Origin of the sequence: Anaeromyxobacter sp. K (assembly GCF_000020805.1) — a bacterium.
Taxonomy (GTDB): domain Bacteria; phylum Myxococcota; class Myxococcia; order Myxococcales; family Anaeromyxobacteraceae; genus Anaeromyxobacter; species Anaeromyxobacter dehalogenans.
The window spans coordinates 4,549,665-4,568,624 of record NC_011145.1 but is presented as its reverse complement, the minus strand read 5'-3'; the positions used below and the strand labels follow the sequence as shown (position 1 = coordinate 4,568,624).

At 75.9% G+C, this 18,960-nt stretch carries 14 protein-coding genes and 2 pseudogenes; 4 read left to right on the top strand and 12 right to left on the bottom strand.

All coding sequences use genetic code 11. The features are described from left to right. Window positions 1-38: 38 nt before the first annotated feature. Complete coding sequence (locus tag ANAEK_RS20300) at window positions 39-428, top strand: DUF302 domain-containing protein (protein ID WP_012528001.1); 390 nt, start codon at window positions 39-41, stop codon at window positions 426-428. 341 nt (window positions 429-769) lie between these two features. On the opposite strand, the gene ANAEK_RS20295 is transcribed toward ANAEK_RS20300, so the two are convergent. The 4 genes and pseudogenes from ANAEK_RS20295 to ANAEK_RS20285 form a co-directional block, all read right to left on the bottom strand. Continuing rightward, a complete protein-coding gene (locus ANAEK_RS20295; protein WP_012527999.1) occupies window positions 770-1,822 on the bottom strand; it encodes a homoserine dehydrogenase in 1,053 nt (350 codons plus the stop codon). 447 nt (window positions 1,823-2,269) lie between these two features. Then, window positions 2,270-3,238 (bottom strand): annotated as a pseudogene (locus tag ANAEK_RS23715) (phosphate acyltransferase); the annotation flags it as partial. 33 nt (window positions 3,239-3,271) lie between these two features. Next, window positions 3,272-4,525 (bottom strand): annotated as a pseudogene (locus ANAEK_RS23710) (malic enzyme-like NAD(P)-binding protein); the annotation flags it as partial. Window positions 4,526-4,871: 346 nt separating this feature from the next. Then, window positions 4,872-5,837 carry a DNA-formamidopyrimidine glycosylase family protein gene (locus ANAEK_RS20285; protein ID WP_012527997.1) on the bottom strand — a complete coding sequence of 322 codons (966 nt, stop codon included), beginning with the start codon at window positions 5,835-5,837 and terminating at the stop codon, window positions 4,872-4,874. 108 nt (window positions 5,838-5,945) lie between these two features. On the opposite strand from ANAEK_RS20285, the gene ANAEK_RS20280 reads away from it, so the two are divergent. The 3 genes from ANAEK_RS20280 to ANAEK_RS20270 are packed head-to-tail and all read left to right on the top strand — an operon-like array spanning window position 5,946 to window position 8,458. Beyond that, a complete protein-coding gene (locus ANAEK_RS20280) occupies window positions 5,946-6,206 on the top strand; it encodes a hypothetical protein (protein WP_012527996.1) in 261 nt (86 codons plus the stop codon). A 3-nt stretch (window positions 6,207-6,209) separates the two neighbouring features. After that, window positions 6,210-7,685: an amidase gene (locus tag ANAEK_RS20275; RefSeq protein ID WP_012527995.1), complete on the top strand. Its 1,476-nt coding sequence runs from the start codon at window positions 6,210-6,212 to the stop codon at window positions 7,683-7,685. A gap of 26 nt (window positions 7,686-7,711) precedes the next feature. After that, on the top strand, window positions 7,712-8,458 hold the full coding sequence (locus ANAEK_RS20270; RefSeq protein WP_232288295.1) for a 1-acyl-sn-glycerol-3-phosphate acyltransferase: 747 nt from the start codon (window positions 7,712-7,714) through the stop codon (window positions 8,456-8,458). On the opposite strand, the gene ANAEK_RS20265 is transcribed toward ANAEK_RS20270, so the two are convergent. The 8 genes from ANAEK_RS20265 to ANAEK_RS20230 form a co-directional block, all read right to left on the bottom strand. Further along, complete coding sequence (locus tag ANAEK_RS20265; protein WP_012527993.1) at window positions 8,455-9,423, bottom strand: WYL domain-containing protein; 969 nt, start codon at window positions 9,421-9,423, stop codon at window positions 8,455-8,457. The genes ANAEK_RS20270 and ANAEK_RS20265 overlap by 4 nt on opposite strands. Further along, window positions 9,420-10,955, bottom strand: a complete 1,536-nt coding sequence (locus tag ANAEK_RS22700; RefSeq protein ID WP_012527992.1) for a YafY family protein — start codon at window positions 10,953-10,955, stop codon at window positions 9,420-9,422. The genes ANAEK_RS20265 and ANAEK_RS22700 overlap by 4 nt, the downstream gene beginning before the upstream one ends. Window positions 10,956-10,988: 33 nt before the next feature. Next, window positions 10,989-12,272, bottom strand: coding sequence for a DNA recombination protein RmuC (locus ANAEK_RS20255; protein WP_012527991.1), 1,284 nt, complete (start codon window positions 12,270-12,272; stop codon window positions 10,989-10,991). A 153-nt stretch (window positions 12,273-12,425) separates the two neighbouring features. Then, the gene (locus tag ANAEK_RS20250; protein WP_157376727.1) at window positions 12,426-12,608 is read right to left on the bottom strand and encodes a hypothetical protein; all 183 of its coding nucleotides are present in this window, start codon (window positions 12,606-12,608) and stop codon (window positions 12,426-12,428) included. Between the two features lie 100 nt (window positions 12,609-12,708). Then, window positions 12,709-14,100: an MFS transporter gene (locus ANAEK_RS20245; RefSeq protein WP_012527989.1), complete on the bottom strand. Its 1,392-nt coding sequence runs from the start codon at window positions 14,098-14,100 to the stop codon at window positions 12,709-12,711. Further along, the gene (locus tag ANAEK_RS20240; RefSeq protein ID WP_012527988.1) at window positions 14,097-16,538 is read right to left on the bottom strand and encodes an RND family transporter; all 2,442 of its coding nucleotides are present in this window, start codon (window positions 16,536-16,538) and stop codon (window positions 14,097-14,099) included. The genes ANAEK_RS20245 and ANAEK_RS20240 overlap by 4 nt, the downstream gene beginning before the upstream one ends. After that, complete coding sequence (locus ANAEK_RS20235; protein WP_012527987.1) at window positions 16,535-17,602, bottom strand: glycosyl hydrolase; 1,068 nt, start codon at window positions 17,600-17,602, stop codon at window positions 16,535-16,537. Before ANAEK_RS20235 ends, ANAEK_RS20240 begins: the two co-directional genes overlap by 4 nt. Beyond that, window positions 17,602-18,948, bottom strand: coding sequence for a DUF1329 domain-containing protein (locus ANAEK_RS20230; protein WP_012527986.1), 1,347 nt, complete (start codon window positions 18,946-18,948; stop codon window positions 17,602-17,604). The genes ANAEK_RS20235 and ANAEK_RS20230 overlap by 1 nt, the downstream gene beginning before the upstream one ends. Window positions 18,949-18,960 lie beyond the last annotated feature (12 nt).

Below are 18,960 nucleotides of genomic sequence, written 5' to 3'. Positions count from 1 at the left end.
CGGTGGGAGGCTCGCACCGCGAAAGGAGAATCGAGGCGATGTCCCAGCTCGGAATGAAGAAGCCGTCGTCCTGGACCTACGAGCAGGCGCTGGAGAAGCTGCCGGAGCTGCTCAAGGCGGAGGGCTTCGGGATCCTGACGCAGATCGACGTGAAGGAGACGCTGAAGGCGAAGCTCGGCCTGGACTTCCGCAAGTACCGGATCCTCGGCGCCTGCAACCCCACGCTCGCGCACCAGGCGCTCTCGGCCGTGGTGGACCTGGGCGTCATGCTCCCCTGCAACGTGGTGGTGTACGAGGGCGACGACGGCAAGGCGGTGGTGACCTCCGTCGACCCCATGCAGACCATCGCCGCCGCGCGGCCGGAGCTGGCGCCGATCGCGAGCGAGGTGCGCGCGCGGCTGGCGCGCGTGCTGGAGCAGGTCGGCTGATCCGCTCGCCCTCCGACGGGCTCAGGACGAGCGGTCGGGAGTCCGCTCGTGTGAGCCAGCCCTTCCTGCCCCGCTCGTGGTGAGCGCGTCGAACCACGGGCGGGGGAGTGAACCCTTTCGGCGGGCCCCGGCTCCCACGACGGTCCACATGAACGACCTCCTCGCCTTCGCCGCCGTCGCCGCGCTCTGGTTCCTGATGCAGTTCGTGATCCTGCCGCGCATGGGCGTGCCCACCTGAGCGGTGCCGCAGCGGCCCCGGTCCGGGGCCGGCACGCAGGACGGCGAGCCGAAGGACGGCGAGGGACCCGGAGGTCCCGCGCCGCGTTGCTGAGCCGGCGCGATCAGCGGCGCCGGCGCCCGCGGGCGATCGCCACCAGGTCCGAGAGGATCGCGTAGGCGGTCTGGTCCACCCCACCGGCGCCCTCCCAGATGCCGATCTCGCGCATGAGGTCGGTCTCGAGCACGAGCACGCCGTCCGCGCCGCGCGAGACGAGCACGTCGCCGTCCGCGACCTCCTCCGGCCCCACGCTCACCCGCACCGCGCGGCCGTCGCGGCGCGCGCGGGCGATGAGCCGGAGCACCGCCCCTCGTCCGCGGGCGGCGCGGACGTCCTCGGGCCCGAGGCCGCCGATGCCTCGGCGCTCCACCGCTGCGGGCCGCACGTCCGCGCCCATCAGCGCGTTCGCGAGCGCGCAGGCCTTCACCGCCGCGTCCCAGCCCTCCAGGTCGTGCCGCGGATCGGCCTCCGCCACGCCGGCGCGCTGCGCCTCGGCGAGCGCCGCCTCGAAGGTCGCGCCCGCCTCCATCCCGGAGAGGACGCGCGTGGTGGTGCTGTTGAGCAGCCCGCGGAACCCGAGGATCCGTGCGCCCGGCAGGCAGCGCTCCACCAGGTTGAACACCGGCGTCCCGTCGAGCACCGCGCCCTCGTGCAGGAAGCGGACGCCGTTCCGTGCCGCGAGGCGCACCAGGCGCGCGCGGGCGTGCGCCACCGGCCCCTTGTTCGCGGTGACCACGTGCAGGCCGCGCCCTAGCGCGGCGCGGGCCAGCGAGATGGCCGGCTCGCCGGTGGCGGGCGCGAGCGGGGTCAGCTCCACCAGCACGTCGGCGGGCGCGCGGCGGACGAGCTCGAGCGCCGAGCCCACCGGCGCGCCGCGGTGGAGCGCGTCCAGCGAGCGGCCGGCGCGCACCAGCCGCAGCGCGCGCCCGAGCGGCAGCCCGCGCGGATCGATGGCGGCGCCGTGACGGTTCGTGAAGATGGCGGTGACGACCGGCGCCGCGCCCTCGGCGCGAAGCGCGCGGCCGTACGGGCCAGGGAGCAGCTCGGCGAAGGTCCGGCCGACGTTGCCGAAGCCGGCGAGGGCGAGGCGGAGCGGGCGGGGGGCGGCGCGGGACATGGCGGGGGAGGGTGGTCCGACCTCCCCCGCCTGTCAATCCGCGGGAACGCGGGGCGCAGCCCCGTGCGCGGCGGAGCCGCCCGCGGGGACCTCGTGCGAGGCCGCGAAGGCGGGCGCACGAGGTCACGGGACCCGCGCAGCAGGGTGGGGCCCCACGGAGCTCGGCTCCGTGGGGCGGGGCGCAGCCCCGTGCGCGGCGGAGCCGCCCGCGGGGACCTCGTGCGAGGCCGCGAAGGCGGGCGCACGAGGTCACGGGACCCGCGCAGCAGGGTGGGGCCCCACGGAGCTCGGCTCCGTGGGGCGGGGCGCAGCCCCGTGCGCGGCGGAGCCGCCCGCGGGGACCTCGTGCGAGGCCGCGAAGGCGGGCGCACGAGGTCACGGGACCCGCGCAGCAGGGTGGGGCCCCACGGAGCTCGGCTCCGTGGGGCGGGGCGCAGCCCCGTCAGATCAGAACAGGAACTGATCGCCCTGGGCGCGCAGGGCGGTGATGGCGGCCAGGTTCACGATCGACTGCACCGAGCAGCCCATCTGCAGGCAGTTCACCGGCTTGTGCATGCCGAGCAGCACCGGCCCGATGACCTCGGCGCCGCCCACGTTCTCGAGCAGCTGGTAGGCGATGTTGGCCGAGTCGAGGTTCGGGAACACGAACACGTTCGCGTCCTCCTTGAGCGTCGAGAACGGGAACTCGGGCACGCGGACGTCGCCGTTCGTCGCGATCGCGACCTGGATCTCGCCCTCGACCTCCAGGTCCGGGCGGCGCTGGCGGACCAGCGCCGCGGCGTCCCGCATCTTCTGCGGGCTGCCGCCGCCGGCGGAGCCGAACGTCGAGTAGGAGAGCATCGCCACCCGCGGCGTCACCTCGAAGTAGCGGGCCAGGTCGCTGGTGGTGATGGCGATCTCGGCCAGCTCGTCGGCGTCCGGGTCGATGTTCACGGTGCAGTCGGCGAAGAACTTGAAGTCGTGCTTCGTGACCACGATGTACACGCCGGCCGCGCGCTTGCCGGCGCGGGTGCGCACCACCTCGAGCGAGGGGCGGACCGCGTCGGCGTAGCCGCTGGTGAGGCCGGTGACGAGCCCGTCCACCTCGCCCAGCTCGAGCATGACCGCGCCGAAGTAGTTGCGCGTGCGGATGCGGCGGCGCGCCTCCTCCACCGTGATGCCGCGGCGCTGGCGCAGCTCCCAGTACCGCGCCACGTAGCGCGCGAACTCGGGGCTGTCCATCGGGTCGATGATGGTCACGCCGTCGAGGTCGTCGAGCCGCTGGTCGGCGATGGAGCGGCGGATCGCCTCCACCGGCCCGAGCAGCACCGGCTCGCAGATCGCCTCCTCGCGGAGGATCTCGGCGGCCTGCTGGATCTTCGGGTGGTGGCCCTCCGGGAACACGATGCGGGCGAGCTTCTTCTTCGCCTTGGTGAAGATGGAGCCCATCACCTGGTGCGAGCGGCTCTGCATCTTGCGCAGCCGGTCGCGGTACTCGTCCATGTCGAGCTTCACGCGGGCCACGCCGCCGTCGATGGCGGCCTGCGCCACCGCCGGCGCGACCCACAGCAGCACGCGCGGGTCGAGCGGCTTCGGGATGATGTAGTCGCGCCCGAAGCGGAACTTCTCGCCGGCGTAGGCGCGCGACACCGAGTCCGGCACGTCCTGCTTGGCCAGCTCGGCGAGCGCCTTCGCCGCCGCCATCTTCATGTCCTCGGTGATCGCCTTCGCGCGGACGTCGAGCGCGCCGCGGAAGATGTACGGGAAGCCGAGGACGTTGTTGACCTGGTTCGGGAAGTCGGAGCGCCCGGTCGCCATGATGACGTCCTCGCGCGCGGCCTTCGCCTCCGGGTAGTCGATCTCGGGATCCGGGTTGGCGAGCGCGAAGACGATGGGGTCCTTCGCCATCGACCGGACCATGTCCTGCGTCACCATGCCCTTGGTGGAGCAGCCCAGCAGCACGTCGGCGCCCTTCAGCGCGTCGGCGAGCGTGCGGCACTTCGTCTCGGCGGCGAACTCCGCCTTCCACTCGTTCATGCCCTCGGCGCGCCCGCGGTAGATGACGCCCTTGGTGTCCACCATGAGGACGTTCTCGCGCCGCACGCCGAGCGCCAGGTAGAACTTGGTGCAGGCGATGGCCGAGGCGCCGGCGCCGGAGACCACCACGCGCACGTCGCCGATCTTCTTGCCGGCGATCTCGAGCGCGTTCAGCAGGGCGGCGCCGGAGATGATGGCGGTGCCGTGCTGGTCGTCGTGGAACACCGGGATCTGCATCTCCTTCTTCAGGCGCGCCTCGATGACGAAGCACTCCGGCGCCTTGATGTCCTCCAGATTCACGCCGCCGAAGGTGGGCTCGAGCGCCTTCACCACCGTGCAGAACTTGTCGATCTCGAGCGCGTCCACGTTGATGTCGAACACGTCCACGTCGGCGAACTTCTTGAAGAGGACGCCCTTGCCCTCCATCACGGGCTTGCCGGCGGCGGGCCCGATGTTGCCGAGGCCGAGCACCGCGGTGCCGTTCGAGATCACCGCCACCAGGTTTCCACGCGCCGTGTACAGGTACGAGGCGTCGGGATCCTTCTCGATCTCGAGGCACGGCTCGGCCACGCCGGGGCTGTAGGCGAGCGCGAGGTCGCGCGCGGTCGCGCACGGCTTCGTGGGGACGACCTCGATCTTCCCCCTGCGGCCGGACGAGTGGTACGCGAGCGCGTCCTCCCGGCGGATCTTCTTCTTGGGAACGGGCGACGAGGGCGGGTTCTGCGGGGGCGTGAAGTCGGAGGCCATGATCTCCTCGGTGCGGCGGTAGGAGTCGACGAGCTTGAATTGGGGCGAAGAGGAAATCCCAAAATAAATCCGCTGTCAATGAGACGCAGATCAATTGGTGCATCTTTTGCAATATGCCGCACCCCGCATCGCCCGAGGTGCGCCGACGCATTGCCGCAGTGCGTCTCGGGCGCAGCCGCCCCCACCAGATTGCAGGCACTTCCGCACGGACGGGCCGTCGCCTTCCGGCCCACGGGTGCGTCGCGCGCGTGGCACCGTGCGCGTGGGACTCGACGCAGGCGCGGCGTCAGCGCGACGGGCGGCGCGGCGGCCCCTTGGATCGCGGCCCGGCCGGCCCCGGCGCGGGCCGGAGGCCGAGCGCCGGGTTGCGCTCCAGCTCGTCCACCGTCCGCGGCCAGTCGTGCTTCAGCAGGCGGGCGAGGGAGCGGTCCGAGAGGATCTGCCCGCCGGTCTGGCAGCGCGGGCAGTAGTTCACCTCGTTCTCCGCGCGCACGATGCGCTGCACCGCGGTGCCGCACACCGGGCACGGCTGGCGGTGCCGTCCGTGCACGGCCATGCCCTCGCGGAACGCGGTGACGCCCTCGGGGAAGCCGCTCCCCGCCTCCTCGCGGAGCCGCGCCGTCCAGCCGGTCAGCACCTCGCGCGTGGCCTCGAACAGGCGCGCCACCTCTGCGTCGCCGAGCCGCGAGGTCAGCGCGACCGGCGACAGGCGGGCCCGGTGCAGGATCTCGTCCGAGTAGGCGTTGCCGATGCCGGAGAAGAGCGAGGGGTCCGTCAGCGCGCGCTTCAGCGTGTGGTTCTCGCGCCGGAGCGCGGCGGCGAACGCGGCGAGGTCCACGTCGAGCGGCTCGATGCCGCCGCGGTCCAGCGCGGCGAGCGCCGCGGCGCCGCGCACCAGGTGCAGCGCGGCGCGCCGCTTCGTGCCGGCCTCGGTGAGGACGAGCGTGCCGTTGGGGAAGTCGAACGCCGCCAGCCCCGCCTTGCCCGGGAGCCGCGCGCCGGGGTCCTTCCAGTGCAGCCGGCCCGCGATCATGAGGTGCAGCGCCAGGTAGAGGTCGCCGTCGAGCGCCAGGACGAGGCGCTTGCCCTGCCGGCGCACCGCGGCGACGCGCCGCCCCTCCGCCTCCGCGAGCGGCGGGTCGGCGGAGCGGAGCAGGAAGGGGTTCCCCAGCCGGATGCGCTCCAGCGGCTGACCCAGCACCCGCGCCGCGAGCGCCTCGACGTAGACCTCGATGTCCGGCAGCTCCGGCACCCCGGGATCCTGCCCCGGCGCCGCCCGCGCGGCCAGGCCGTCTCGGCCCCCCGCCCGACCGGGCACCGCCGCCCCGCCGCGCCCCCGAAATCTGCTAGAGACAGCCGCATGCCCAGCTCCCCACGACGTCCGCAGGGCACCCCCCGCCGCGACTTCCTGCGCGTCCTCGCGCTCGCGCCCGCCGCCGTCGCGGCCGGGTGCGCCACCGCGCGCTCCGGCGGCCCCGCGTCCTCGCCTGCCGCGGCGGCCGCGCCCGCGCCGGCCCCCGCGCCGGACGAGGCCACCGGCGCCATCCGGGCCTTCCCGCTCCGGGCCGACGCCGAGCCGGCCTTCGTCTTCCGCGCCGCCCCGGCGCGCCCGCGCGAGTAGCCCATGGCCCTCGACGACGACGTCCTCTTCTCCGGCGTGGCGGCGCTCTCGCGCCGCATCCAGGCGCGCGAGCTCTCCCCGGTGGAGCTCGCCGAGGCATACCTCGCGCGCATCGACGCGCTCGCCCCCGCGCTGGGCTGCTTCGTCACCGTGACCCGCGAGCGCGCGCTCGCCGACGCGCGCGCCGCCGAGGCCGACCTCGCCGCCGGCCGCTGGCGCGGGCCGCTCCACGGCGTGCCCTACGGCCTGAAGGACCTGGTGGACACCGCCGGGATCCGGACGACGTTCGGCGCGCACCCGTACGCGGACCGCGTGCCCGAGCGCGACGCCACCGTGGCCCGGCGGCTCGCCGAGGCGGGCGGCGTGCTGCTCGGGAAGCTGTCCATGGTCGAGCTGGCCGGCGGGCTCGGCTACCACACCGGCGAGGCGGCGCTGAACGGGCCCTGCCGCACGCCCTGGGACCCGACGCGGTGGGCGGGCGGCTCGTCCTCCGGGGCGGGCTCCGCCGTCGCCGCCGGGCTGGTGCCGTTCGCGATCGGCTCCGAGACCTGGGGCTCCATCACCTGCCCGGCCGCGTTCTGCGGCGTCACCGGCCTGCGCCCCACCTACGGCGTGCTCTCCCGCGCCGGCGCCATGCCGCTCTCGTACACGCTCGACAAGCTCGGCCCGATGGCGCGGACCGCGGAGGACTGCGCGCTCGTCCTCGGCGTGCTCTCCGGCGCCGACCCGCGCGACCCGACCTCGATCCCGCCGCCGCCGGGGCTCGGCAACGGCAGGGTCCGCGGCGGCATCCCGCGCGGCCTCCGGGTGGCCGTGCTGGGGTTCCCGGAGAAGCCGGCGGTCGCGCCCGGCGCGCGCGCCGCGTACGAGGCGGCGCAGGCGGTGCTGCGCGACGCGGGCGCCCTCCTCACCCCGGCGGCGCTGCCCGACCTGCCCTACGAGCCGCTCGCGTCGTTCTTCATCGAGGCGGAGGCGGCCACCGCGTTCGAGGAGCTGATCCGGTCCGGCCGCACCCGCGAGCTGGCCGACCGCTCCCACGCCACCCGCAAGCCGGACGACTACCTGCCGAAGGGCAACCCGTCCGACTACGTCCGCGCCATGCGCGTGCGCGGCGAGGTGCAGCGCGCGCTGGCCGGCTTCTTCGCGCGGTACGATCTCGTGCTCGCGCCGAACCTCCCGTACCCGCCGCCGCGCGTGACCGAGAACTTCGACGCGATGTTCGCGTTCCCGGACCTCCTCGGCGCGGCCGGCAACCTGGCCGGCCTGCCAGCGGTGGCGCTGCCCATGGGGCTCGTGGACGGGCTGCCGGTGTCGATGCAGCTCGTGGGCGCGCCGCTGGAGGAGGCGCGCGTGCTGGCCGCCGCGGCGCTGTTCCAGTCGCGCACCGACCACCACCTGGCCCGGCCGAAGCTGGCCCGCCCGTCGCCGCCGTCGGCCCGCGCCGGCGGGCGCCCCTCCAGCCCGGTGACCATCCGATGACGTCCGCCCGGCAGGATGCGGTCTCCGTGCCCCAGCTCTCGCGCTCCGTCTACGTGCCGATCGCCGCCGTCGGCTACGTCTTCGTCCTCCTGATCCTCGCCCTGGCGCTCCCGATCCAGGCGGTGCTCCTCGCGCTGACCGTCGCGTTCGACCGGAACCGCGTGGTGGCCGGCCGCTTCCTGCGCTTCGTGGGCGTCGCCATCACCAAGACGTTCCCGCCCTGGCGGCTCAAGCTCGAGGGGCGCTGGCCGGGGGCCGGGCCGTACGTGGTGGTCGCGAACCACCAGTCGATGCTCGACATCCTGCTGCTCTCGCGGATGCCGCGGGAGATGAAGTGGGTCGCCAAGGAGGAGCTGTTCAAGATCCCCTGGGTCGGCACCATGCTGCGCATGACCGGCGACATCCCGGTGCGCCGCGGCGACGCGGAGAGCGGCGGCGAGGCGCTCGGCAAGGCGAAGGGCTACCTCGCGCGCGGCATGAACGTGATGATGTTCCCGGAGGGCACGCGCAGCGCCAAGGGGCGCATGCTCCCGTTCAAGTCCGGCGCGTTCCGCCTGGCCATCGAGGCGGGCGTCCCGGTGCTGCCGGTGGCGGTGTCCGGCACGGCGCACGGCATGCCGAAGGGCGGCCCGTGGGTGCGCCCCTGCCGCGGGACCGCGCGGATCCTCGCGCCGGTGAGCGTCGAGGGGCTGAAGCCGGAGGACGCGCCGAAGCTCCGCGACCTGGTGCGCGCGCGGATCGAGGAGGCGCTGGCGACGCTGCCGCCGGCCTAGCCGGCGTAGCGCGCCGCCAGCTCGGCCACCCGCGCCCGGAGCGCCTCGCGGACGTCCGGCGGGCCCTCCACGGTCGCCTCGCCGCCCCAGCCCAGCACCGCGCCGGCGAGGTAGTTGCCGGGCGTGACCCGCTGCGCGAGCGACACCGAGCCGTCCTCGTGCTCGCGGATGCGCAGCGCCGGGTTCGAGCGCGCCACCCGGGCCGCGACGCCGGTGAGCCGGAGCGTCACCTCGCGCTCCGCGCCCGACTCGAAGTAGAGCCGCCCCGCGTAGCGGGCCAGGGAGACGCGGTGCGGGCCGAAGACGCGCGTCCCGGTGGTCACCGCGGCGATCCGGTCGAGCCGGTACAGGTGCTCGTGCGCCTTCTCCACGTTCCAGGCGGCCAGGTACCACTGGCCGTCGCGGTGGAACAGCGCGCGCGGCTCCACCGTGCGGCGCGCCACCGCCCCGTCGCCGACCGCGCGGTAGTCGAGCACCACCTCGAGGCGCGCGGCGATGGCCTGCTCGAGGGCGCCGGCCCAGGGCCCGGTGGGCGCGAGCACCACGTCGAGGCCGCGCACCAGCTGCTCGGCCTCGGGGCGGAGCGGCTCGGGGATGGCCTTGCGCAGCTTGCGGATGGCCTCGCGCACCGGCTTGCCGGCGGTCTCCTCGAACGGCGCGAGCGCGGCGAGCAGCACCGCGCCCTCGACGAGCGACAGCGCCACCGGCCGGCCCAGCTCGTGCGCGTACACGAGGTGGACCTCGCCGTCCTCGACGTCGAGTGAGACCAGGTCCTCGGCGCGCTCCGGGTCCACCCACAGCGAGCGGATGCTCTCGACGTCCGCGAGCAGCTCGCCCACGCCGCGCGCGCCGGTCACCTCGACGGCGCGATCGAGCGGGACCCCGCGCCCCTGCCGCGCGGCGCGCACCGCCACCGGGACGAGCAGGAGCAGCCGCCGGAGCGACCTGAGATACGGCTCGCTCACGGCGCCCTCCCGTCCAGCGCGGCGGCGAGCGCGGCGAGCATCTCGCGCGCCAGGGCCCGGCCCTCGGCCGGCTCGAGCAGCTCCGCCTCGGGGCCCCAGGCCAGCGCCTGGCGCACCAGGCCGCGCAGGTTCCGCACCTCGAGCCGCGCCACCCGCCCGCCCTCCGCGTCCGGGCGCAGCCGCGCCGCGGGCAGGAGCTGGCCGGCCACGCGCGCCAGCGAGCCGCGGAACCGGACCACCGCCTCCCGCGGCGGGTGGACGTCGTAGTCCCAGATCTGCTGGCGGGTCCAGCGCCGGACGTCGAAGGCCGCCGGGATCCGGTACGGGTCGCGCCGGCGCGCGTTCACCTTCAGCGCGCGCACGCGCGAGAGGTAGAACACGCGCTCGGCGTCGCGCAGGTGGCAGTGGCCGGCGAAGATCCACTCGCCCCGGCGGCGGCCCCAGCCGTACACGTCCACGTCGCGCCGGACCACCTCGCCGGTGGCGATGCGCAGGTACTCGAGCGTCACCGTGCGGCGGCGCTCCCACGCGTCCACCAGCTTGTCGAGCAGCGCGCCCGAGGCCGGCGCGCCGTCCGCGGCCAGCTCCTCCACGGCCGCGGCGCGCGGCGGGAGCCCCTTCGCGCCCACCAGGAGCTTGCGCAGCGCGCTCTCCAGCTCGTCGCGCAGCGGGTGATCCGAGGCGCGCAGCGCCGACACGCCCGCGGTCCACACCACCGCCGCCTCCTCCGGCGCGAGCTCCAGCGGCGGCAGGGCCGAGGCGCGCGGGTCGATGAAGTAGCCGACCTGGTCGTCGCCGCCCGGCACGTCCTCGCGGTCGAGCACGAAGCCGAGCCGCTCGAGGTCGCGCTTGTCGCGCGAGAACTTCTTCTCCTTCGCGTCGGCGCTCCCGGCGTAGTCGTCCGGGAACGCCTCGTAGATGCGCCGGCGCGACACCGGGCCGGGCTGCGCCAGGATGAAGGTGGCGAGGCCGAGCAGCCGGGCCTGCGCGCTCGTCCGGGCCGGGGGCGGCCGGGTCGTTGCGGTCGGCATGGACTCACAGTCTAGCGCGGGGCCGGCGCCGAGGGAGGCGGTGAGCGCCGAGAGCAGGTCCGGGCGCGAGGTGCGCACGTGACAGAGCACGGCGCCGTCCCCGGATCCGGGGACGCAGCGGGCGCCGGGCAGCAGCGCCGGCGCGAGCGGGGCGAGCGCGGCGGGGAGCCGCACGGTGACGGTGCGGGCCGGGCCGCTCCCGTCGAGCCAGGCGCTGCGCGTGAAGTCGAGCGGATCGAAGCCGGGCGGCGATGGGCCGGCGCGGCGCCGCGTCTCTCGGGCGGCGGCGATGCGGTCGAGCGCGAGCACGCGCAGCGTGGCGGGGCGCTCCCGGGCGGCCACCCGCCACGCGCCGTCGAACGCGAGCGCGAGCACGTCCACCGGGCCCTCCGGCGCCGCGCCGGCGGGCAGCCCGTCGTCGAGGCGGATCCGGGCGGAGCGTCCGCGGACGAGCGCGTGACCGAGGGTGCGTATCAGGCGCGGCGTGGACGCGGCCGGCATGGGGACATCGTCGCGCGCGGGTGGACAGGCGCGCTACGCGGGCACGTCGTCCTCGACCGGCTCCTCCACCGCCGCGTCGATCGCGGGCAGGTGCGCCGCGGCGTCCACGGCCGGGAGCGCCTCCACGTCGCGGAGCCGCCGCTGGATGGCGCGGCTGCGCGTCGCCACCGTGCCGAGCGTGGTGGAGGCCTCCTGCAGCTTCCTGTCCACCTTCTCGATCACCTGGCCGAACTTGCCGAACTCGGTCTTCACGGCGCCGAGCACCTGCCACACCTCGCTCGAGCGCTTCTGGATGGCGAGCGTGCGGAACCCCATCTGCAGGCTGTTGAGCAGCGCGGCGAGCGTGGTCGGGCCGGCCACCACCACCTTGAGGTCGCGCTGCAGCGCCTCGGTGAGGCCGGGGCGGCGGACCACCTCGGCGTAGAGCCCCTCGGTGGGCAGGTACAGCAGCGCGAAGTCGGTGGTGCCCGGCGGCGCGATGTACTTGTCGTGGATGTCGCGGGCGCACCCGCGGATGCGCACCTCCAGCGCCCGGCTCGCCTCCTCCACCCGGGCGGAGTCGCCGCGCTCGGAGGCGTCCACGAGGCGCTGGTAGTCCTCGATGGGGAACTTCGCGTCGATGGGCAGCAGCACCTCGGTGCGCCCGCCGTCGTGACCGGGGAGCCGGATCGCGAACTCGACCCGCTCGGCGGACCCGGGGCGCGTGGCGACGTTGCGCGCGAGCTGCTCCGGCGCGAGGAGCTGCTCGAGCAGCGCCTCCAGCTGCACCTCGCCGAACGTGCCGCGCACCTTCACGTTCGCGAGCACCCGCTTCAGGTCGCCCACCCCGCTCGCGAGCGTCTGCATCTCGCCGAGCCCGCGCTGCACCGCCTCCAGCCGCTCGCTCACCAGCCGGAACGACTCGCCCAGCCGCTTCTCCAGCGTGCCCTGCAGCTTCTCGTCCACGGTGGCGCGCATCTGCTCGAGGCGCGCGCCGTTCTCCTCCTGCAGCACCTTCAGCCGCTGCTCGACCGTGGTCCGCAGCGCGTCGAGCCGGCGCTCCGTCGCCTCGCCCATCCTCCCCAGCGACTCGCCCAGCGAGGCGCGGACCTCCTCGCGGAGCCGCTGCGTCCCCTGCGCCGCCTCGGCGCGCCCGCGCCCCAGCTCCTCGCGCAGCGTCCGCTCCAGCCGCTCCTGGGCGCGCTCGACCGCGTCGAGCCGGTCGGCGAGCAGCGCGCGCACCGCGGCGGCGACGCGCGGCGGCACCAGCGCGACCAGCGCCGCCACCGCGGCGGCGGCGGCGAGCGCCGAGACGAGGATCGGGACCAGGGCGTTCATCGGGGCTCCCCCGGGCACAACGACGCGCCCGTACGCCCCGAGGCTAGCACCCGCGGCGGACATCCCCGGCCGGCAGGAACCCGCTCGCGGTGAGCCCGTCGATCCGCGAGCGGACGCGCCGGGGCGGAGTCATCGCCGGGCACCCGACGGCATTCACGGTGGGTTCTTGCCCGCGGTGCGGCTCGACCGGATGCCCCAGACGACGAGCGCCGTCATCCCGGCGAGCAGGAGGAGGAGCAGGCAGACCACCGCGGGGACCCTGGCCTCCTCGTCCGTCATGATGACCCGCATCAGGTAGCGCGCGACCGCGCTCGGGAGCACGAACACCAGAAGCACCAGGCAACACAACCGGAGGAAGGACACGACGCGCGCGCGCTGCATCGGGGCACCATAGCGCGGCCACCCACCGGGTCGCACGCCCGGTGCTGCTGGGGCCTCAGCTGGACCGCGGGAGCGCCCCACCCTTCGCCGCGCCGGCGCCCACGCCCGGGGCCGCGCGGCGGAGGGCGAGCATCACCAGCGCCGAGACCGTCGCCGGCACCGCGGCGGCCTGGAACACCCCCTGCGCGCCGCCGCCGCCCGCGAGGATCGCGCCCGCGACCAGCGGGCCGAGGAACCCGCCCAGCCGTCCCACGCCGAGGCCGGCGCCGATGCCGGTGGAGCGCAGGTCGGTCGGGTAGAACGTCGCGGCGAGCGCGTTGAGGCCGGGCTGGCCGCCCTGCACCGCCCAGCCCACCACGAAGGCGACCGCGAGGAGCGCGGGGAGCGGGAGGCCGGGCCGGCCCAGCACGAGCAAGCACGCCGCGGCCGTCGCGAAGCAGCTCGCCAGCACCGGCACGAAGCCGAGCCGCTGGAGCACGAGGCCGAGCACCACCGTGCCCACCAGCCCGCCGAGCTGCACCGCGGTGCCGGCCCAGACCGCGGTGGCGGTGGAGAAGCCCGCCTCCCGCACCAGCGTGGGGAGCCAGCTCGCCACCGCGTAGATGACGATCATGTTCGCGAAGTTCGCGAGCCAGAGCAGGACCGTGACGGCGGCGCGCCCGCCGCGCAGCAGCTCCAGCAGCACGAAGCCGCGGCGCGGGGCCTCGCGCACGGTGTAGCGGACGCCCGGGTCCACCGGCGCGCCCGGCGCGGCCCGGCGCACCCAGCGGGCCAGCTCGGCCGGCCGCCGCCCCGAGACCGCGAGGAGCTGCAGCGACTCCGGGAGCCAGCGCGCCATGGGCGGCAGCAGGACGAGCGGGATGGCGCCGCCGATCCAGAACGGCGCGCGCCAGCCGTGGGCGGGAACGAGCCACGCCGACAGCGCGCCCGCCGCGACCGCGCCCACCATGAAGCCGTTCGTGACGATCATCATGGTCGCGACGCGGTTGCGGCGCGGCGCGTACTCGCCCACCAGCGCGGTGGCGTTGGGCATGATGGCGCCGAGGCCGAGGCCGGCCACGAAGCGCGCCGCGAGCAGCGCGGGCATCGAGCCGGCGGCGGCGGTGGCGAGCGTGAAGACGCCGAAGATCGCGGTCGCGCCGAGCAGCACCGGGCGGCGGCCGATCCGGTCGGCCGCCATGCCGGCCAGGATCGAGCCCAGGAACAGCCCCAGCAGGCCGGCGCCGAACACCGGCCCGAGCCGCGCGATGGGCAGCCCCCAGTCGCGCGCCAGCGCCGGCGCGGCGTAGCCCATGGCCTGCAGGTCGAAGCCGTCCATCACCAGGCAGCCGCCCAGGACCGCGAACGCGCCCAGGTGGAAGCGCCCGAGCCGCCCCGCGTCCACGAGGTCGGTCACGTTCACGATGAGTACAGCGGGCGCGGCGGGCGGAGCGGGCAGGGAGGTCATGGGGTGGGGACCTCGCGAAGGAGGAGCCGGGAGAGCGCCGGCACCAGCGCGACCGCGGCGACCATGTTCCCGAGGAACATGAAGGTGAGCAGGACGCCCATGTCGGCCTGGAGGCGGAGCGGCGAGAACGCCCAGGTGACCACGCCCGCCGCGAGCGTCACCGCCACCAGCACCACCGGCCGTCCCGTGAAGCGCAGCGCCCGCCGGTGCGCCTCGCCGAGCGGCGCGCCCGCGCGCTGGTGCGCGAGCTGGACCGAGAGCAGGTAGAGCGCGAAGTCCGGGATGCCCACGCCGAGCGCGATGACCGGCAGCGTGGCGAGGGTCATGCCGATGCCGAGCCAGGCCATCACCGCCCGGCACAGCACCGCGGTGGTGGCGAGCGGCACCACCGTCACCACCACCGCCCGCCAGCTCCGGAAGACCAGCAGGCAGAGCGCCACCACCGCCGCGAACACGCAGGCGGTCATGCGCGGCTGCGCCTCGCGGACCGCCAGGTTGGTGGCGGCCTCCACGCCGGCGTTCCCGGCCGCGAGCAGGAAGGCGCGGCCCGGCGCGGCGTGGTCGCGCGCGAACGCGTCCGCGGCCGCCACCACGCGGTCGAGCGTCGCGGCGCGGTGGTCGGAGAGGTACGCGAGCACCGGCATCACCGTGCACTCCGGGTCGAACAGGTCGGGGTTGCGCGTCCCCGCCGCCTCGGCCGCGCCGCCCAGGATCCGCGGGTCGCGCGAGAGCGTCAGCCACTTCGGGCTCCCCTCGAACGAGCCCGCCGTGATCTGCCGGACCGCGTCGGCGAGCGAGGCGGTGGCCTGCACGCCCGGGACCTGCCGCAGCGCCCAGCCCAGCCGGTCGGCCTCGACCAGCGTCTCCCAGGAGGTGCAGCCCTCGGGCGGCGTCTCCACCATCACCGCGAAGACGTCGCTCGACGCGCCGTAGTGGGCCGCGATGTAGGCGTCGTCCTGGTTGTAGCGGGCGTCGGCGCGCAGCTCCGGCGCGCCGGGCTGGGTCGAGCCGACCGGCACCCCGCGCCCGGCGGCGAGCCCGATCCCGACGAGCACCGCGGTGACGGCCAGGCTCCCCGCCGCCCAGCGCGGCTCGGTGAAGCGGTCCACCAGCCGCCACGCGCCCCCGGGCCCCGCGCCGCCGGCCTCGCCGCGCAGGCTCCGCAGCGCCGCCGCGCCGCTCACGCCGGTGTACGAGAGCAGCACCGGCAGGAGCACCAGGTTCGTGAGGATGAGCACGCCCACGCCCACCGTGGCGGCGAGGGCGAGCTGCCGGATGGCCGGGACGTCCACCAGCGCGAGCACCGAGAACCCGACCGCGTCGGTGAGGAGCGCGGTGAGGCCGGCCAGGAACAGCCGGCGGAAGGTGCGGCGGGCGGCGAGCCGCCGGTCGGCGCCGCGCCCCACGTCCTGCAGCACGCCGTTCATCTTCTGCGTGCCGTGGGACACCCCCATCGCGAAGATCAGGAACGGCACCAGCACCGAGAACGGATCGAGCGGCACGCCCAGCAGGGAGACGATGCCGAGCTGCCAGACCAGCGCCACGCCGGAGCAGGCGAGCACCAGCGCGGTGCTCCGGACGCAGCGCGAGGAGAGCCACAGGATGGCGGCGGCGATGGCCGCGGCGACGCCGAACCAGGCGCCCACCGCCACCGTGCCGTCGAGGATCGCGCCCACCCGCTTCGCGAACCCGACGATGCGCACGCGCACCGGCCCGTCGCCGGCCGGTCCCTCGAGGCGCCGCCGCAGCGCCTCCAGCTCCGCCGAGAGCGCGCGGTAGTCGAGCCCGGCGCCGGTGACCGGGTCGCGGTCCAGCAGCGGCACCTGCACCGCGCTGGACCGCTCGTCGAGCCCGACCAGCGTCCCCGCCAGCCCGGCCCGCCGCACGTTCCGCCGCAGCGACGCGATGGCCTCCGGCGAGCCGTCGGCCGGGTCCGGCATCACCGGGCCGCCCCGGAAGCCCTCCTCGGTCACCTCGGTCCAGCGGACCGACGGCGTCCAGAGCGACTTCACCCAGGGGCGATCCACGCCGGGCATGAGGAACAGCGTGTCGCTCACCTCGCGGAGCGCCTCCAGGTAGGCGGGGTCCCAGACGTCGCCGCGCGGGTTCTCGACCACCACGAGGAGCGTGTTGCCGAGGCCGCGCAGCCGGTCGGCGCGGGCGCGGGCGGCCTGCACGAACGGGTGGGCGCCGGGCGTGATCCGGTCCAGGTCGGCGCTCACCACGTGGCGGGTGGCGGCCGCGGCCCCGAGCGCGAGCGTCACGACCGCGGCCAGGATCACCACCGCGGCGCGGTGCCCGAACACCAGCCGCTCCAGCCAGCTCCCCTCGGCGGGATCGAACGGCGCGGGCGCGCCGCGCGAGGATGCGTCCCCCGTCGCAGGACCGGCCGCGTCCGGGCGCTCGCGCCCCGGCTCGCGTGCGCTCGCCCGCCTCACGGCGCCTCGCGCGGGCGCGGCAGCGCCACCACCCGCACGCCCTCGGCGCCGGCCACCGCCAGCGCGCCCGGGCCCGCCGGCGCGATCGCGAAGGCGGGCGCGAGCACCGCGCCCGGCGCCGAGACGCGCTCGAACGTGGCGCCGCCGTCCGCCGACACGAGCAGCTCGCCGGAGGCGGCCGCGAGCGCCAGCCGCCCGTCGGGCAGCGCCGCGCCACCGGTGAGCGCCGCCTCCACGCCCGACTCGACCTTCCGCCACGGCCCGCCGTCCACGCTGCGCAGCACCGTCCCGCGCAGCCCGAACGCGAGCAGCGCGCGCCCGTCGCCGGCGAGGCCGAACAGCGTGCCGGCGTACGGGATGGCCACCGTCCGGAAGCGCCCCGCAGCGCGGTCGAGGCGCAGGAGCAGCCCCTGCTCGCCGGCGAGGTACAGCGCGCCGCGGGCCTCGAGGAGCGCGTGCAGGTGCAGCGCGCGCGGGTTCTCGATCCGGTCGAGCCAGGGCTGCCAGGTCCGGCCGCCGTCGCCGGTGGCGAGCGCGAGGCCGAACGCGCCCACCGCGAAGCCCTCGCGGCCGGCGGCGTCCATCCACACGGCGAGGAGCGGCTGGTCCGGGCCGCGCGCCGCGAGGTCGCGCGCCTGCGCCAGCGCGGCCGGCGCGATCCGGCCGGCGCCGTCCCGTGCCCACGCGTCGAGGAGCCGCGCCAGGCCGCGCCCGTCGAGCCGCCGCTCCCAGCGCGCCCCGCCGTCCTCGGTCGCGAGCACCACGCCGCCGTGGCCCACCGCCCAGCCGCGCCGCGGCGAGGCGAGGCGCACCGCGGTGAGGTCCTCGCTCACCGGCACCGCCGCCTGCGTCCAGCGCGCCCCGCCGTCGTCGGAGAAGACCGCGAGGCCGCGCTCGCCCACCGCCACCAGCCGCCCGCCCGCGCGCGCCACCGCGAGCATGGGCCGCCGCGCCGCGAGCGCGCTCGGCGCCGCGGGCAGGTCGAGCGGGTCCACGAACCCCGCCGCGGCGGCGGACGCCGCGAGGAGGAGGCCCAGCGCCGCGATCTGGGCCCGGCCGCGCATCAGCGCAGGCCCGATCCCGCGAGCGCGTCCGGCGACCACTCCGCGTCGCCCGGGCAGGCGCCCTGCCGGATCCAGCCGTCCTGGCCCGGCCAGCTGTTGACGCCGTAGCCGCCGGTGGCGAGGTCGTAGTGCAGGAACGCATCGGCCCACATGGCGGGCACGTCGTAGCTCGGCGCCATGAACGCGATCCCCACGCGCCAGAGCTGCCCGCGGGCGTCGTACTGGTCGCTGGTCAGGATCGCCCAGGTGTCCTCGTCGAGGTAGAAGACGCGCCGCGCGTACACGTGCCGCTTGCCCGGCTTCAGCCGCGCGTCCACCACCCAGACCCTGTGCAGCTCCCAGCGGAACAGGTCCGGGTTCACGAAGTGCTTGCGGAACAGCTCCTCCGGCCGCGCCTGGTAGGCCGCCCGGTACACGTTGTACGGGACGTAGATCGCCTTCTTCCCGACCAGCGTGAAGTCGTAGCGGTCCATGGCGCCGTTGAAGAGCAGCGCGTCATCGAACGTCTGCGCGCCGGAGGTGGCCGCGTTGGGCGTGTCGTAGGCGAGGTCGGGCGCGAGCCGCACCCGCCGCTGGCCGGGCAGGTACTGCCAGGAGCGGCGGCCGCGCTCCAGGTAGTCGATCGGGTCCACCAGGATGAAGCCCTCGCCGGCGCGGCGCGCCGGGGCCTCGTACTGGATCCGGAGCCGGAAGTACACGTTCGGTGACGCGGTCCGCTCGGTCCAGTACGGGTAGTCCTCGACCACGCGGGCGGTGCTGGCGTGCGTGAGCCGGCCCGACGCCTCCATGCGGTAGGCGGAGATCCGCTTGTGCAGGCAGCGCCCATTGAACCGCACCAGGTGGTTCCACATCGCCTCGTTGCCGGTCTTCGGGATGGGGAACGGGTAGGCCGCGTGCACGCCGGCGAGCGAGACGCCGCCGTGGGTGGTGTGGGCCGAGGTGGCGGCGCGCACGGTCTGCTCGGTCACGAACGCCGGGAACGCGGCGGTGCGGTGGGTCGGGTACACGTCCATCCGGAAGCCGGGGTAGCGCGCCAGGAGCGCCTTCGCGCCCTCCGAGAGCCGGTCGGCGTGGCGGGCCGCGCTGGCCGCGTCGATGGAGAGGAGCGGGCGCTCCGTGGCGAACGGATCCGGCCGGCTGCCGCTGCCCGCGACGAAGCCGGGCGGCGGGGTGGTGAGGCCGCCGGTGTACGGCGGGATGGTCCCGTCGGCGCTGCCCGCCCGCTCCGCGCCGAGCGCGGTGAGCGTCGTCCCGAGCTGCCGCGCCTCCTCCGGCGAGAGCGCCGAGGCGGCCGCGGGGAGCACCGCCGCCAGCAGCGCCGCGCACGCCCGTTCACGCACCGTCATGGCATCCTCCTC